Genomic DNA, 13,779 nt, shown 5'->3' on the forward strand with positions numbered 1-13,779 from the left:
AAGCTAAGCCTCACAGCGCCGATGGTACTGCAGGGGGGACCCTGTGGGAGAGTAGGACGCCGCCGAACAATCATTCACGAAGAACCCCTGATCCGTTCCGGATCGGGGGTTCTTTGCATTTCCGGTGACGTATCGTCAGGGCATGGACGATCAGACGACGGTCATGGCGAACAGTGTGCTCCGGCCCGAGCAGCGCGAGGGTGCCCTGCGGGTCCTGGCGGACGCCCAGGTGGTGGACGGTCGGGCCGCGGTGTCCGAGCAGGGCCGGCTCCGGCTCCGTTCCTCGGACACGCCGCGCGGGTCGGTCACCCACTTCGTCGAGAGCGAGGGCGCCGGCGGGCCCGCGGCGGCGGAGACCGGTGGCGCGGGGGCCGTCGTCGGCTACGGCCAGCTGGAGATCCAGGAGCGCCCGGCCGCCGAGCTGGTGGTCGACCCGGCGGCCCGTGGCCGGGGCCTGGCCCGTCCGCTGGTGGACGCGGTGCTGGCGGAGGCCCACCGGGCGGGGCGCGACGCGGTGGACTTCTGGGTGCACGGCGGTCATCCGGCGGCCCGGCACCTGGCCGGGGCGTACGGCGCCGAGCTGGTCCGCGAGCTGAGGCAGATGCGCCGCACCGGGCCGCAGACCGAGGCCGTCGCCGTCCCCGGGGGCGTCGAGCTCCGCACCTTCCGTCCGGGGGAGGACGACGCGGAGTGGCTGCGGCTGAACGCGCTGGCCTTCGCCCACCACCCGGAGCAGGGTGCCTGGACGGAGCAGGACCTCGCCGAGCGGCTGGCGGAGCCGTGGTTCGACCCGGCGGGCTTCTTCCTAGCCACCCGGAACGGCCGGGTGGTCGGCTTCCACTGGACGAAGGTGCACCCCGCCACCGCCACCGAGCCCGCCCTGGGCGAGGTGTACGTGGTCGGGGTGGACCCGGCCGAGCAGGGCAGCGGGCTGGGCCGTGCGCTCACCGCGGCCGGCCTCCGTCACCTGACCGGCTCAGGCGGGGGCGAGCGCGGGCTGGAGACCGTGCTGCTCTACGTCGACGCTGACAATCCGGCCGCCGTGCGGGTATATGAACGACTGGGGTTCACCATCCACGAGGTGGACCTCATGTACCGCGTGCACCACCAGGCCGGCCCGTCCGGCCAGGTCGGTGCGTCCGACTAGGCCGACGAGGCCGAATCGGCTGGGACACCCAGGACAGCCAGGACAGCCAGGACGACCGGGACGGCCCGGCGGTCCCGGCGGGAAGCGGACCGGGGGCCGGTCCCGGCGGGCCCACTAGCCCGACCGGGCGGCCCGGGGCAAGGGGTCGGACGACACCGGCCCTTGCCCCGACCGACTCAGCTTTCCTCCTGGCCATGCGGTGTTTACCGTGGATTCAATTGCTGCCGCGAAGATCACAGGATGAAGTCCGTAGTGTCTCGCTCGTGCAGAGTCGACCGCCACGCGTCGGCCGGCCCTGTACGGACCGCGCCCGGCGGGTGGGCGCTGGCCACGGGTGAGGACGACGGCCCGCAGAGCCATTCGCGTCCGGACGCCGTCCTGCTGCTGGAGGAGCTGGAGCCCATGAGCATTCCTCGCCCCGTCTCTGCCGCGCTGTCCCCGCCGGCCCGGATGTCCAGTGCGCTGGGGATACCGCCCGAGCTGCCGGCCGAGGACGAGCAGGACTTCGACGCCCTGCCCCAGGGCCGCTTCCTCGATCGCGAGCGCAGCTGGCTCGCCTTCAACGAGCGCGTCCTGGAGCTCGCCGAGGACCCGGGGATCCCGTTGCTGGAGCGGGCCAAGTTCCTCGCCATCTTCGCGAGCAACCTGGACGAGTTCTTCATGGTCCGGGTGGCCGGGCTGAAGCGCCGCATCGCCACCGGCGTCGCCCAGCGTAGCGCCTCGGGCCTGCAGCCGCGCGAGGTGCTGGACCTGATCTGGACCCGCTCGCGGGAGCTGATGGCCAGGCACGCCGCGGCCTTCCAGCAGGAGGTGCTGCCGGACCTCGCCGCCGAGGGCATCGAGGTGGTCCGCTGGCCGGAGCTGGCGGAGAAGGAGCAGGCCCGGCTGCACACGCTGTTCCGGCAGAAGATCTTCCCCGTGCTGACCCCGCTGGCGGTCGACCCGGCGCACCCCTTCCCGTACATATCGGGACTCTCGCTCAACCTGGCCGTCGTGGTGCGAAACCCGGTGTCCGGGCACAAGCACTTCGCCAGGGTGAAGGTGCCGCAGTCGCTGGCCCGCTTCCTGGAGGCCTCGCCGCAGCGCTACGTCCCGCTCGAGGACGTGATGGGAGCGCATCTGGAGGAGCTCTTCCCCGGCATGGAGGTGCTGGCCCACCACGCGTTCCGGGTCACCCGCAACGAGGACCTCGAGGTGGAGGAGGACGACACCGAGAACATCCTCAAGGCCCTGGAGAAGGAGCTGATGCGGCGGCGCTTCGGCCCGCCGGTGCGGCTGGAGGTCGAGGAGTCCATCGACCCCTACATCCTGGACCTGCTGGTGCGGGAGCTGAACATCACCGAGGCGGAGGTCTTCCCGCTGCCCGGGCCGCTGGACCTGACCGGTCTGTTTGGCATCGCCGAGCTGGACCGCCCGGAGCTGAAGTACCCGAAGTTCGTGGCGGGCACCGCGCGCGGGCTGACCGACGTCGAATCGGCCTCGCAGCCGGACATCTTCGCCGCGATGCGCGAGCGGGACGTGCTGCTGCACCACCCGTACGACAGCTTCTCCACTTCGGTCCAGGCCTTCCTGGAGCAGGCCGCCGCCGACCCGGACGTGCTCGCGATCAAGCAGACGCTGTACCGCACCTCGGGCGACTCGCCGATCGTGGACGCGCTGATCGACGCGGCGGAGTCCGGCAAGCAGGTGCTGGTGCTGGTCGAGATCAAGGCGCGCTTCGACGAGCAGGCCAACATCAAGTGGGCCCGCAAGCTCGAGGAGGCCGGCTGCCACGTGGTGTACGGCCTGGTCGGGCTGAAGACGCACTGCAAGCTGTCGCTGGTCGTCCGCCAGGAGGGCGACACCCTGCGCCGCTACTCGCACGTGGGCACCGGCAACTACCACCCGAAGACCGCCCGGCTCTACGAGGACCTGGGGCTGCTGACCTCGGACCCGCAGGTCGGGGCGGACCTCTCGGACCTGTTCAACCGGCTCTCCGGGTACTCGCGCCGGGAGTCCTACCGCCGTCTGCTGACCGCCCCGCGCGGTCTGCGCGACGGCCTGGTGTCGCGGATCCACAACGAGATCGCCCACCACCGGGCCGGCCGCCCGGCCCACGTGAAGCTCAAGGTCAACTCGATCGTCGACGAGGCCGTGATCGACGCGCTGTACCGGGCCTCGCAGGCCGGGGTGCCGGTGGACGTCTGGGTGCGCGGGATCTGTGCGATCCGGCCGGGGGTGCCCGGGCTGAGCGAGAACATCCGGGTGCGCAGCATCCTGGGGCGCTTCCTGGAGCACTCCCGGATCTTCGTGTTCGGCAACAACGGCGACCCGGAGGTCTGGATCGGCAGCGCCGACATGATGCACCGCAACCTGGACCGCCGGATCGAGGCGCTGCTGCGGATCACCGATCCCGCGCACCGCGCCGAACTGTCCGGGCTGATCGACCTCGGGGTGTCGGACGAGACCGAGTCCTGGCACCTGGGGCCGGACGGCGCGTGGACCCGCCACTCGCAGGACGCCGAGGGCCGGTCGCTGCGGCACGTCCAGGACCTGCTCATCGACTCGCGCCAACGCCGCCGGGCCGCCACCTCGCGCTGACGCGACCACTGATGCGAGCCGCTGGAGCCACCGGCCCCGATGCCCGCGGGCCGGAGCTCCAGCGGTCGGCCACCAGCCCCGGGGGACGAACCCGGGGGAACGGGGATCTACCACGCCATGACCGATGCGCCGATGACGGCCCAGGCGGCCTCCACCGCGACCGCCGGGGACATCCTCTCCAGCCATCTCACCGCCCAGGCGGGCGCGTTCCTGCGCGCCCTGCCGCTGGCGGTGGGCGAGGTCGGCGCCAGACCGGGGACGGCCGCGGTCGTCCCGGCGGCCGGCACCGCGGACCTGCTGCGGTCGGTGCGGCGGGTCGGCGGGCTGCTGCACACCTTCGGCACGCTGTTCGAGCAGGGCTGGGCCCAGGAGTCGCGCACCGAGCTGCGCTGGCTGCTCAACCTGCTGGCGCTGGAGCCCGGCTACGTCCGCCGCTCGGCCCGCCTGCTGGGCGCGCTGGACTCGCTGAGCGGCAGCGACCCGGAGGGGACGGGCATGCTGGCCGGGCACGCCGGGGCGCCCAAGGCGCGGGCGCTGCTGGACCGGCAGCTGACCCTGGCCCGCACCCGGGCGCACTCCTCGGTGCTCCAGGAGCTCCGTTCGGCCCGGCTGCACGCGCTGGCGGACCGGATGACCCTGCTGGTCGGCGAGGCCCCGCTACTGGAGGCGGCGGGCGGGCGGGCGGCGGCGGTGCTGCTGCCGCAGGCGGCCGCCGCGTTCGCGGCCCTGTCGGCCAGCGCCCAGCAGCTCCCGCTGCAGCGGGCCGCCACGCCGTACGGCGGGGACGGCATGCGCCGGCTGGGCGCGGTGCCCGCGGCGCGGGGCCCGGCGGACGCGGACGCGGCGCTGGCGGCCGACGACGCCCCGTGGGCGCGGACGCGGATCCTGGTGAAGCGGGCCCGGTACGCGTCGGAGGTGTGCGGCCGGGGTGCGGCGGAGCTGGACGAGCTGGACGCGGTGCTGGGCCGGCACCAGGAGGCGGCGGACGCGGCGGTGACCGCGGCCACGGCGGCGCGGACGCCGCGGATCACCCCGGCGACCGCGTACGTGCTGGGCGTGGTGCATGCTGATCAGCGACTGGAGGTGGAGGCGGCGCGGTACGCCTTCTGCCGCCGGTGGCCCGACCTGTCGCCCGGCCCGGACGGCTGGCCGGACCTCCCCCCTGCCGAGGGCTGGGGGCATTCCCCCGCACCACGGACGGCCTGAATTGCGTGATCGCCTGAGCACCGGGCGGGCAGAGGACAGCCCCACGACGAGGGCGGCGCACGCCCCGGTGATCCTGGCGGCCGGCGCGGTGCTGTGGCTGCCCGGACGGCCGAAGAAGAACGGCCGGCTGGGGCGGCCGCGGATCGCGGTGATCCACCGGCCCAAGTACGACGACTGGAGCCTGCCGAAGGGCAAGCTCGACCCGGGGGAGGGGATGGTCGCGGCGGCGCTGCGCGAGGTGCGGGAGGAGACCGGCTACTCGTGCGTGCTGGGACCGGAGCTGCCGTCCCAGCACTACCTGGTGCAGGGCCGGCCGAAGGAGGTCCGGTACTGGGCGGCGGTGCCGTCGGGCGGGGCCTTCCGGCCGAACCGCGAGGTGGACCGGCTGGAGTGGCTGCCGGCGGGCAAGGCCCGCGCGCGGCTGACGCACGGGCGCGACCGGCTGCTGGTCGACGCCCTGCTGCTGGTCCTGGGGGCGCGGCCGGTGCGGGCGGGCGGGGTGCCGTCGGCGGAGGACCGGCGGAAGTGATCTCGTCGCGCCCTTGCCGTGACGCAACCGTTACTACCTGACGTAGTTTCCTGTCATCCGTTCGAGGTTCACTCCCCGTTCACTTGCGACCGGCTGTCGTGTCACTTACCCGGCCTAACTTCGGGTCTACCGGAGGGCCGCACGGGCCCCGGACCACAGCAAAACCCGCGCTCCGCCGTCCTCGCACGGCCCGCGCGACGGGCAATGCCACAGAAAGGGACACCCCAGTGAAGCTCCAGCGGAACGGCCGCTCCAAGGCCCTCGCCATCGGTGCCATGGCGCTCGTCAGCTCGCTGTCGCTCGCCGCCTGCGGCTCGGACGATAACAACAACACCACGGCGTCCAACGGCTCCAGCGGTTCGGCCTCGGCCGCCGCGGCGATCAACTGTGGCAAGCCCGGTGCGCTGATCGCCGCCGGCTCGACCGCCCAGGGCAACGCGATCGACGTGTGGAAGACCACCTTCGGTGCGGCCTGCTCCGGCACCACGGTCAACTACGGCGGCGTGGGCTCCGGCGCGGGCGTCCAGCAGTTCACCCAGGGCAAGGTCCAGTTCGCGGGCTCCGACTCGGCCCTGAAGCCGGCCGAGGTCGACGCGACCAAGGCGGTCTGCACCGGCGGCCAGGGCATCGACCTCCCGATGGTCGGCGGTCTGATCTCGCTCGTCTACAACGTGGACAACGTCGACAACCTGGTCCTGGACGGCCCCACCGCCGCCAAGATCTTCGACTCGCAGATCACCAAGTGGAACGACCCGGCGATCGCCGCCCTCAACCCGGGCGCCAAGCTGCCGGACGCCGACATCCAGTCGTTCCACCGCTCGGACGACTCCGGCACCACCGACAACCTGACCAAGTACTTCTCCAAGGCCTCGGGCGGCGCCTGGACCTACCCGTCCAGCAAGACCTGGGCGGCCAAGGGCGGCCAGTCGGCCAACGGCAGCGCCGGCGTCGCGGCCCAGGTGAAGCAGGTCAAGAACTCGATCAGCTACGTCGAGCTCTCCTTCGCCCAGACCAACAACCTGAAGAGCGCCGCCATCAACACCGGCGCCTCCAAGCCGGTCGCGGCCACCGCCGAGAACGCCGCCAACACCTTCGCCAAGGCCAAGGTCGCCGGCACCGGCAGCGACCTGGCGCTGACGCTCGACTACGCGACCAAGGACGAGGGCTCCTACCCGCTGGTCCTGGTCACCTACGAGATCGTCTGCGACAAGGGCAACAAGGCCGACACCCTGGACACCCTGAAGGCCTTCCTGAGCTACACCATCAGCGACGCGGGCCAGAAGGCGATCGGCGAGAAGGGCTACGTCCCGCTGCCGAAGGAGCTGACGGACAAGGTCAACGCGGTCGTCCCGACCCTGGCCTGACCGTACGGCACGACCGGTGGGGCGGCCCCGTGAGCGAGGGGGGCCGCGGCCGCCCCACCGGAACGCACTGACCCAGCACCACGTCCGGGGCACCGCCGCCATGGTGCCGTCCCCCTTCCGGGGCGGCACCACCAGACCGGAGTAGACAATGACTTCATCCTCCCCTGCCGCCCCGCGAGGCAGGGAACGCCGGAAGCGCGACAGCCGCTTCGGCGACAAGGTCTTCATGAACCTCGCCCGGGGTTCGGGCATCTTCCTGCTGGTCATCATGGCCGCCATCGCCGGCTTCCTGACCTGGCGGACGGGCCTGGCGCTCAGCAAGGACCAGGGCAACTTCCTCACCACCTTCGAATGGGCGCCGGACGCCCCGAAGCCGGTCTTCGGCATCGCCGTCCTGGTCTTCGGCACGATCGTCAGCGCCATCATCGCGATGGTGATCGCCGTCCCGGTGGCGATCGGGATCGCGCTGTTCATCTCGCACTACGCGCCGCGCCGGATCGCCCAGCCCTTCGCCTACCTGGTGGACCTGCTGGCCGCCGTGCCCAGCATCGTGTACGGCCTCTGGGGCGCGCTCTTCCTGGTGCCGCACATGGACGGCCTGACCAGCTGGCTGAACGAGTACCTGGGCTGGACGTACGTCTTCGACCAGACCAAGACCGGCACCACCCCGCGCAACCTGTTCACGGTCGGCATCCTGCTGGCGATCATGATCCTGCCGATCATCACCGCGGTCTCCCGCGAGGTGTTCCGCCAGGTGCCGCGGATGCACGAGGAGGCGGCTCTCGCGCTGGGCGCGACCCGCTGGGAGATGATCCGCACCTCGGTGCTGCCGTTCGGCCGCCCCGGCATCATCTCGGCCTCGATGCTCGGCCTCGGCCGCGCCCTCGGCGAGACCATCGCGGTCGCCGTGGTGCTCTCCGCGAGCAACGTCCTCTCGCTGCACGTCCTCGACCCGGGGGGCGGCACCTTCGCGCAGAACATCGCGCTGAAGTTCGCCGAGGCCGGTGACACCGGCCGCAACGCCCTGATGGCCTCCGGCCTCGTCCTGTTCGTCATCACCCTGCTGGTGAACGGTGCCGCGCGGCTGATCGTCGCCCGCCGCAAGGAGTACTCGGGGGCCAACGCATGATCTCGGAGCTCGCCTCTGTCCCCGCGGACGCCCGGCCGACCGGCCGGCCGCTGACCGCCAACCGGCTGCCCAAGTGGGCCCCGGCCGCCGTCGCCGCCGGCTCGCTCGCGCTCGGCTGCGGGATCGGCGCCGTCGGCGGGCTGGAGAGCCACCTGCAGTGGGGCCTGATCTCCGCCCTGCTCTTCGTGGCGATCGGCTACGGCCTCTCGGCCCGCGTCGAGGGCCGCCGCCAGGCCAAGGACCGGCTCGCCACCTCGGTGGTCTGGGTCGCCTTCATCCTGGCCGTCGTCCCGCTGGTCGCGCTGACGGTGTACACCGTCCAGCAGGGCATCGCGGTGGTCAACGGGAACTTCCTGAGCCACTCGATGAAGGGCGTCATCCAGTCCGGCCCCGGCGGCGGCATCTACCACGCGCTGATCGGCACCCTGCAGCAGGTCGCGCTGGCCACCGCCATCGCCGCTCCGGTCGGTCTGCTGACCGCCGTCTACCTGGTCGAGTACGGCCGCGGCAAGCTCGCCAAGGCGGTCACCTTCTTCGTCGACGTCATGACGGGTGTCCCGTCGATCGTCGCCGGTCTGTTCATCCTGTCGCTGTGGAACCTCGCCCTGGGCTTCAACTACTCCGGCTTCTCGGGCAGCCTCGCGCTGGCGATCCTGATGATGCCGGTCGTGGTCCGGTCCACCGAGGAGATGCTCAAGCTCGTCCCGAACGAGCTGCGCGAGGCCTCGTACGCGCTCGGCGTGCCGAAGTGGAAGACCATCCTGCGGATCGTCCTCCCCACCGCGATCGGCGGCATCACCACCGGTGTGATGCTCGCGGTCGCCCGCATCACGGGCGAGACCGCCCCGGTGATGATGCTGGTCTTCGGCGCCGACTACATCAACAGCAACCCGTTCGACGGGCCGCAGCAGTCCCTGCCGATGTACATCTGGCAGCAGTACTCGCTGGTCAACAACGACTACGGCTACGCCCGTGCCTGGGGTGCCGCGCTAGTGCTGATCGCCTTCGTGATGGGGCTCAACCTCATCGCCCGGGGCATCGCACGCTGGCGCTCGCCCAAGGGCGGACACTGACGACCGACTGACGTACGACACAGCATTCATTAGCGGCCCCCAGGCCGCGGGCGAGAGAAGTAACGATCATGGCCAAGCGCATCGACGTCAGCGGACTGTCCGCCTACTACGGCACCACCAAGGCCATCGAGGACATCTCGATGAGCATCGAGCCCCGCTCGGTGACGGCCTTCATCGGCCCCTCCGGCTGCGGCAAGTCCACCTTCCTGCGCACCCTCAACCGGATGCACGAGGTGATCCCCGGCGCCCGGGTCGAGGGCAAGGTGCTGCTGGACGACGAGAACCTGTACGGCGCCAGCGTCGACCCGGTGGCCGTCCGCCGCTCGGTCGGCATGGTCTTCCAGCGCCCGAACCCGTTCCCGACCATGTCGATCTACGACAACGTGATCGCCGGCCTCAAGCTCGCCGGCGTGCGCAAGAAGTCCGTCCTGGACGACGTGGTGGAGCGCTCGCTGAAGGGCGCCAACCTCTGGAACGAGGTCCACACCCGGCTGAACAAGCCCGGGGCCGGCCTCTCCGGCGGTCAGCAGCAGCGTCTCTGCATCGCCCGCGCCATCGCGGTCGAGCCGCAGGTCCTGCTGATGGACGAGCCCTGCTCCGCGCTCGACCCGATCTCGACCCTCGCCATCGAGGACCTGATCGGCGAGCTGAAGTCGCAGTTCACCATCGTCATCGTGACCCACAACATGCAGCAGGCGGCCCGCGTCAGCGACCGCACCGCCTTCTTCAACCTGGCCGGCGTCGGCCAGCCGGGCAAGCTGATCGAGCTGGACGACACCCAGCGGATCTTCTCCAACCCCTCGGTCCAGGCGACCGAGGACTACATCTCCGGCCGCTTCGGCTAGACCGGACCGCCCGTCCCGCGCCGCCCGGCGCGCACGACGGGACCGAGACTGCTCCGCGGTGCTGCATGGCGGTGCCGCCGTGGAGCATGAAGAAGGGCCCGCCCCCGAGATGTGGGGGCGGGCCCTGTCACGTCCGGGGCGCTCAGCCCCAGAAGAGGTGGACGAACCAGTAGATCAGCGCCGCGACGGCGCCCGCCGCCGGCATGGTGATGAACCAGCCGAGCACGATGTTCTTGGCGACGCCCCAGCGCACCGCGCGGATCCGCTTGGTGGCCCCGGCGCCCATGATCGCCGAGGTGATCACGTGGGTGGTGGAGATCGGCGCCTTGAAGACGAACGAGGTGATGTACATGACCGTCGAGGCGGTGGCCTCGGCGGCGAAGCCCTGCGGCGGGTCCAGCTCGATGATCTTGCGGCCCAGCGTCCGCATGATCCGCCAGCCACCCGCGTAGGTCCCCAGCGAGAGCATCGTCGCGCAGGAGATCTTCACCCAGACCGGGATGTCACCGGTGGTCTGGCGGCCGGAGATGGTGAGCGCCATCACCACGATGCCCATGGTCTTCTGGGCGTCCTGCAGACCGTGCGCCAGCGCCATCGCGGCGGCCGAGGCGGTCTGCGCGACCCGGAAGTTGCGCTTGGCGCGGTGCGGGTTGGCCCGGCGGAAGATCCACAGGATCGCCAGCATCACCAGGAAGCCGCCGATCAGGCCGACCACCGGCGAGACGATCATCGGAATGACGATCTTGTCGATCACTCCGCTCCAGATCACCTCGGTGCCGCCGGCCAGCGCCGCGCCCACCAGGCCGCCGAACAGGGCGTGCGAGGAGGAGGACGGCAGGCCGAAGTACCAGGTGACTAGGTTCCAGGCGATCGCGCCGATCAGGGCGGCGAACAGGATCGCCATGCCCTGGTTGCCGCTCGGCGTCTCGATGATCCCGCTGGAGACGGTGTGCGCCACGCCGCTGCCGAGGAAGGCGCCGGCGAGGTTCATCACGGCGGCCATCGCGAGCGCGGCCCTGGGGGTCAGCGCCCGGGTCGAGACCGAGGTGGCGATGGCGTTCGCCGAGTCGTGGAAGCCGTTGGTGTAGGTGAAGAAGAACGCAACGCCGATGACGGCGATGAGTGCAGCCGTGTCCACGAGGGTCAGGACTCCTTGACGGCGATGGTCTCCACCGTGTTGGCGACGTGCTCGAAAGCGTCCGCCGCCTCCTCAAGGACGTCCACGACCTGCTTGAGCTTGAGCACCTCGATGGCGTCGTACTGGCCGGAGAACAGGTGGGCGAGCAGCTTGCGGTGGATCTGGTCGGCCTGGTTCTCGAGCCGGTTGACCTCGATCCAGTACTCGGTCAGGTTCGACATGGTGCGCAGGTTCGGCATCGCCTCGGCGGTCAGCTCCGCGGCCCGCGCCAGCACCTCGATCTGCTGCTCGATCCCCTTCGGCAGGGTCTGGATGTCGTAGAGGACGACCAGGTCGACGGCCTCCTCCATGAAGTCCATGATGTCGTCCAGCGACGAGGCGAGGCTGTAGATGTCCTCGCGGTCGAAGGGCGTGATGAAGGACGAGTTCAGCTGGTGGAAGACCGCATGGGTGGTGTCGTCCCCGGCGTGCTCGGCGGCGCGCATGCGCTCGACGATCTCCGCGCGGGCCGACACGTCTGATCCCAGCAGTTCCAGCAGGAGCTTCGATCCGACGACGAGGTTCTCCGCGGCCGCGGCGAACATGTCGTAGAAGCTCGTCTCCTTCGGGGTCAGGCTAAAACGCACGGAAATCTCCGATGTGCGGGGTAGGGACTGAACGATGCTAGGTGCAACCGAGCGCATTCACGCAAACGGGGTGGTGCCCCCGGAGGCGGAACCTCCCCTTCCGTTCGGCGTGGCACCGGCCGCCCCGGACCGCCCGCCCGGGTGCGGACCTGAGGCCCAGTCTGACGGAACCCCGCCCGGATCGTCCCCGTCGTGCGGACGGAGGACCGGGGCGACGCTCAGACGGCTCAACCCCGCCCCCGGCCCCTCCGGGAGCGCCCGGAGCCGCCCCCGGACGGACGGCACATGCCGCGTCGGCCGTCGGAACACCACGGACGCCCCCGGTGTTGGACACTGGTGGCCGACGCAGCCACCAGGCACCCAGACGAAGGCGGGCCGATGACCACGACGCAAGCGCGCACCGCGCCGGACCACGCGCCCGAGCCCGGCGGCGCGCCCGGGACCGACCCGGCACCCGCCGCGGCCGCCCACCACGGCCCGCACGGCTACAGCGCGCAGAAGGACGCCCACCTGAAGCGGCTGCGCCGGATCGAGGGCCAGATCCGCGGCCTCCAGCGGATGGTCGACGAGGACGTCTACTGCATCGACGTGCTCACCCAGGTCTCGGCCAGCACCAAGGCCCTGCAGTCCTTCGCGCTCTCCCTGCTGGAGGAGCACCTGCGGCACTGCGTCGCCTCCGCCGCCGAGGAGGGCGGGGCCGAGCTCGACGCCAAGGTGGCGGAGGCCACGGCCGCGATCGCCCGCCTGCTGCGCAGCTGAGCCCCCGCGGTCGGCGCCGACCCGGCGCCCCCGCCGCCCCCTGTCGACCCGGTGACGGCTACCGGGCGCCGACGGCCGTCACCGTGTGCCGGACTCCGTCGGCTCGTCGGCCGGCCCGGGCTCGGCCCGGTCGAGCAGCACCTCGTCGATCCGCTCGGTCGGCAGCCGGTCGCCGGCGCTGGCCGTCGCGGCGATCATCAGCTCGCCGGCCAGCTCGATCTCGTCGAGGGCCGCGTCGTCGTGGCCGCCGCTGCGGCCGCCCGTGGACGACACCACCTGCACCACCCCTTCAGTGCCTCGCCAGCCCGGGCGGCAGCCACCCGACGTCCAGCCTAGGCACTTCGGGGCCCGTCCACATGGCACGGACGGGCCATCTCGGCGCCGCCGAAACGGGTGACCGCCGCTCCCCGGACGGCCACCCGCACCGGCGGCGCCCCGTCTCGCCCCGGCGCCGGAGCAGTGGCCGGACGGCCTACTTCGGGCTCTCCGAGGGCTTCATCGCGTAGATGTCCGAGGACGGCGGCTCGGCCGCCTCCACCGGCTTGCCGAAGTCCGTCAGCGAGGTGGTCGAGGTCACCTTCACCTGGTCCTTGGCCTCCTTCGAACCGGCCACCCCGGCGAAGGTGAACACCTCGACCACCTTGTGCAGCCGGCCCTGGTCGTCCAGCCAGACGTCGTACGGGACCTCCTTCACCGTGAAGGTCTGGCCCCCCATCCGCAGGCCGTCCCCGCCCCGGCCACCGGTCGCGTCCGCCGCCTTGGCGAGGTCGAGGGTGCCGCGGTAGTGGTGCAGCGCCACCCCGTCGACCGTCTCGGTGCCCACCGCGTCGGCCTTCTGCGCCCCGCGCAGCGCGCCCGCGGCGGAGGCCGGGTCGGTCGCCCCGCTGCTGACCAGGTTGCCGTCCGGCAGCTGGCGCACGTCCAGCTTGACCCACTTGCCCTCGGGCACCTTCGCGCCGCTGTTCTGCAGGTAGACCGTGCCGGGCAGGACCACCTCGACGATCTTCCCGGTGGTCGCCGCGCCCGGGGGCACCTGGACCTCCAGCCGCCCGATCCGCTTCACGTAGTCGTAGCCGCCCGTCCCCGAGAAGACCGCCTTCTTCTCGGACGACTCGGTGACCAGCTCGGTCGCGGTGTGCGCGGAGCCGGTGCGGCCGGTGATGTCCGCCGCGTTGCGCACCGCCGTCAGCGGGTCCGCGGCGAGCTGGTCGGGGGCGGCCGACCGCTGGTCCGCGGAGTCGGCGGCGGAACCGCCCGCCGAGCACCCGGCGGTCAGGCCGGCCAGGGCGACGGCGAGCAGGGCGGCCCCGGCCGCCGAGTGCAGGTGCGGTACCTGACGGCGGCGACCCGGCCGCCCGGCGCGCTGCTGGTCGGTCATCTTCA

General features: G+C 71.7%; 13 protein-coding genes. 9 read left to right on the forward strand and 4 right to left on the reverse strand.

What is annotated here, in order from left to right; translation table 11 throughout:
• Window positions 1-142: 142 nt before the first annotated feature.
• The 8 genes from mshD to pstB all read left to right on the forward strand — a co-directional run bounded on the left by mshD (window position 143) and on the right by pstB (window position 9,873).
• The gene (mshD, locus tag ACFYUY_RS36740) at window positions 143-1,147 is read left to right on the forward strand and encodes a mycothiol synthase (RefSeq protein ID WP_387907411.1); all 1,005 of its coding nucleotides are present in this window, start codon (window positions 143-145) and stop codon (window positions 1,145-1,147) included.
• A 402-nt stretch (window positions 1,148-1,549) separates the two neighbouring features.
• Entirely contained in the window at window positions 1,550-3,727 is a 2,178-nt protein-coding gene (locus ACFYUY_RS36745; RefSeq protein WP_387907414.1) for an RNA degradosome polyphosphate kinase, read from the forward strand.
• Between the two features lie 117 nt (window positions 3,728-3,844).
• The gene (locus tag ACFYUY_RS36750; protein ID WP_360214936.1) at window positions 3,845-4,933 is read left to right on the forward strand and encodes a CHAD domain-containing protein; all 1,089 of its coding nucleotides are present in this window, start codon (window positions 3,845-3,847) and stop codon (window positions 4,931-4,933) included.
• 67 nt (window positions 4,934-5,000) lie between these two features.
• Window positions 5,001-5,462, forward strand: coding sequence for an NUDIX hydrolase (locus tag ACFYUY_RS36755; protein ID WP_387907489.1), 462 nt, complete (start codon window positions 5,001-5,003; stop codon window positions 5,460-5,462).
• A 227-nt stretch (window positions 5,463-5,689) separates the two neighbouring features.
• Window positions 5,690-6,826, forward strand: a complete 1,137-nt coding sequence (gene pstS / locus ACFYUY_RS36760) for a phosphate ABC transporter substrate-binding protein PstS (RefSeq protein ID WP_387907416.1) — start codon at window positions 5,690-5,692, stop codon at window positions 6,824-6,826.
• A gap of 148 nt (window positions 6,827-6,974) precedes the next feature.
• On the forward strand, window positions 6,975-7,955 hold the full coding sequence (gene pstC / locus ACFYUY_RS36765; protein ID WP_360214942.1) for a phosphate ABC transporter permease subunit PstC: 981 nt from the start codon (window positions 6,975-6,977) through the stop codon (window positions 7,953-7,955).
• Window positions 7,952-9,028, forward strand: a complete 1,077-nt coding sequence (pstA, locus tag ACFYUY_RS36770) for a phosphate ABC transporter permease PstA (RefSeq protein WP_360214945.1) — start codon at window positions 7,952-7,954, stop codon at window positions 9,026-9,028. The genes pstC and pstA overlap by 4 nt, the downstream gene beginning before the upstream one ends.
• A 68-nt stretch (window positions 9,029-9,096) precedes the next feature.
• Complete coding sequence (gene pstB, locus ACFYUY_RS36775; protein WP_360214948.1) at window positions 9,097-9,873, forward strand: phosphate ABC transporter ATP-binding protein PstB; 777 nt, start codon at window positions 9,097-9,099, stop codon at window positions 9,871-9,873.
• A 142-nt stretch (window positions 9,874-10,015) separates the two neighbouring features.
• Here the strand turns inward: pstB and ACFYUY_RS36780 are convergent, their stop codons facing one another.
• Both ACFYUY_RS36780 and ACFYUY_RS36785 read right to left on the reverse strand, forming a co-directional pair.
• Window positions 10,016-11,011 (reverse strand): inorganic phosphate transporter, encoded by a 996-nt coding sequence (locus ACFYUY_RS36780; protein WP_360214951.1) that lies wholly within the window; start codon window positions 11,009-11,011, stop codon window positions 10,016-10,018.
• Between the two features lie 5 nt (window positions 11,012-11,016).
• Window positions 11,017-11,637: a DUF47 family protein gene (locus ACFYUY_RS36785; protein WP_329489086.1), complete on the reverse strand. Its 621-nt coding sequence runs from the start codon at window positions 11,635-11,637 to the stop codon at window positions 11,017-11,019.
• Between the two features lie 378 nt (window positions 11,638-12,015).
• Here ACFYUY_RS36785 and ACFYUY_RS36790 point away from each other — a divergent pair, with 378 nt between their 5' ends.
• Window positions 12,016-12,396, forward strand: coding sequence for a metal-sensitive transcriptional regulator (locus tag ACFYUY_RS36790; protein ID WP_360214954.1), 381 nt, complete (start codon window positions 12,016-12,018; stop codon window positions 12,394-12,396).
• A gap of 78 nt (window positions 12,397-12,474) precedes the next feature.
• On the opposite strand, the gene ACFYUY_RS36795 is transcribed toward ACFYUY_RS36790, so the two are convergent.
• Window positions 12,475-12,672, reverse strand: coding sequence for a hypothetical protein (locus ACFYUY_RS36795; protein WP_387907421.1), 198 nt, complete (start codon window positions 12,670-12,672; stop codon window positions 12,475-12,477).
• 196 nt (window positions 12,673-12,868) lie between these two features.
• Complete coding sequence (locus tag ACFYUY_RS36800) at window positions 12,869-13,774, reverse strand: hypothetical protein (RefSeq protein ID WP_360214957.1); 906 nt, start codon at window positions 13,772-13,774, stop codon at window positions 12,869-12,871.
• Between the last annotated feature and the right edge of the window lie 5 nt (window positions 13,775-13,779).

This window comes from Kitasatospora sp. NPDC004745 (genome assembly GCF_042873275.1).
Classification (GTDB): Bacteria; Actinomycetota; Actinomycetes; order Streptomycetales; family Streptomycetaceae; genus Kitasatospora.

Bases quoted from the DNA above. Each gene is read 5' to 3' on its own strand.
- mshD (WP_387907411.1), top strand. From the start codon at position 143: ATGGACGATCAGACGACGGTCATGGCGAACAGTGTGCTCCGGCCCGAG.
- ACFYUY_RS36745 (WP_387907414.1), top strand. From the start codon at position 1,550: ATGAGCATTCCTCGCCCCGTCTCTGCCGCGCTGTCCCCGCCGGCCCGG.
- ACFYUY_RS36750 (WP_360214936.1), top strand. From the start codon at position 3,845: ATGACCGATGCGCCGATGACGGCCCAGGCGGCCTCCACCGCGACCGCC.
- pstC (WP_360214942.1), top strand. From the start codon at position 6,975: ATGACTTCATCCTCCCCTGCCGCCCCGCGAGGCAGGGAACGCCGGAAG.
- pstA (WP_360214945.1), top strand. From the start codon at position 7,952: ATGATCTCGGAGCTCGCCTCTGTCCCCGCGGACGCCCGGCCGACCGGC.
- pstB (WP_360214948.1), top strand. From the start codon at position 9,097: ATGGCCAAGCGCATCGACGTCAGCGGACTGTCCGCCTACTACGGCACC.
- ACFYUY_RS36790 (WP_360214954.1), top strand. From the start codon at position 12,016: ATGACCACGACGCAAGCGCGCACCGCGCCGGACCACGCGCCCGAGCCC.
- ACFYUY_RS36800 (WP_360214957.1), bottom strand. From the start codon at position 13,774: ATGACCGACCAGCAGCGCGCCGGGCGGCCGGGTCGCCGCCGTCAGGTA.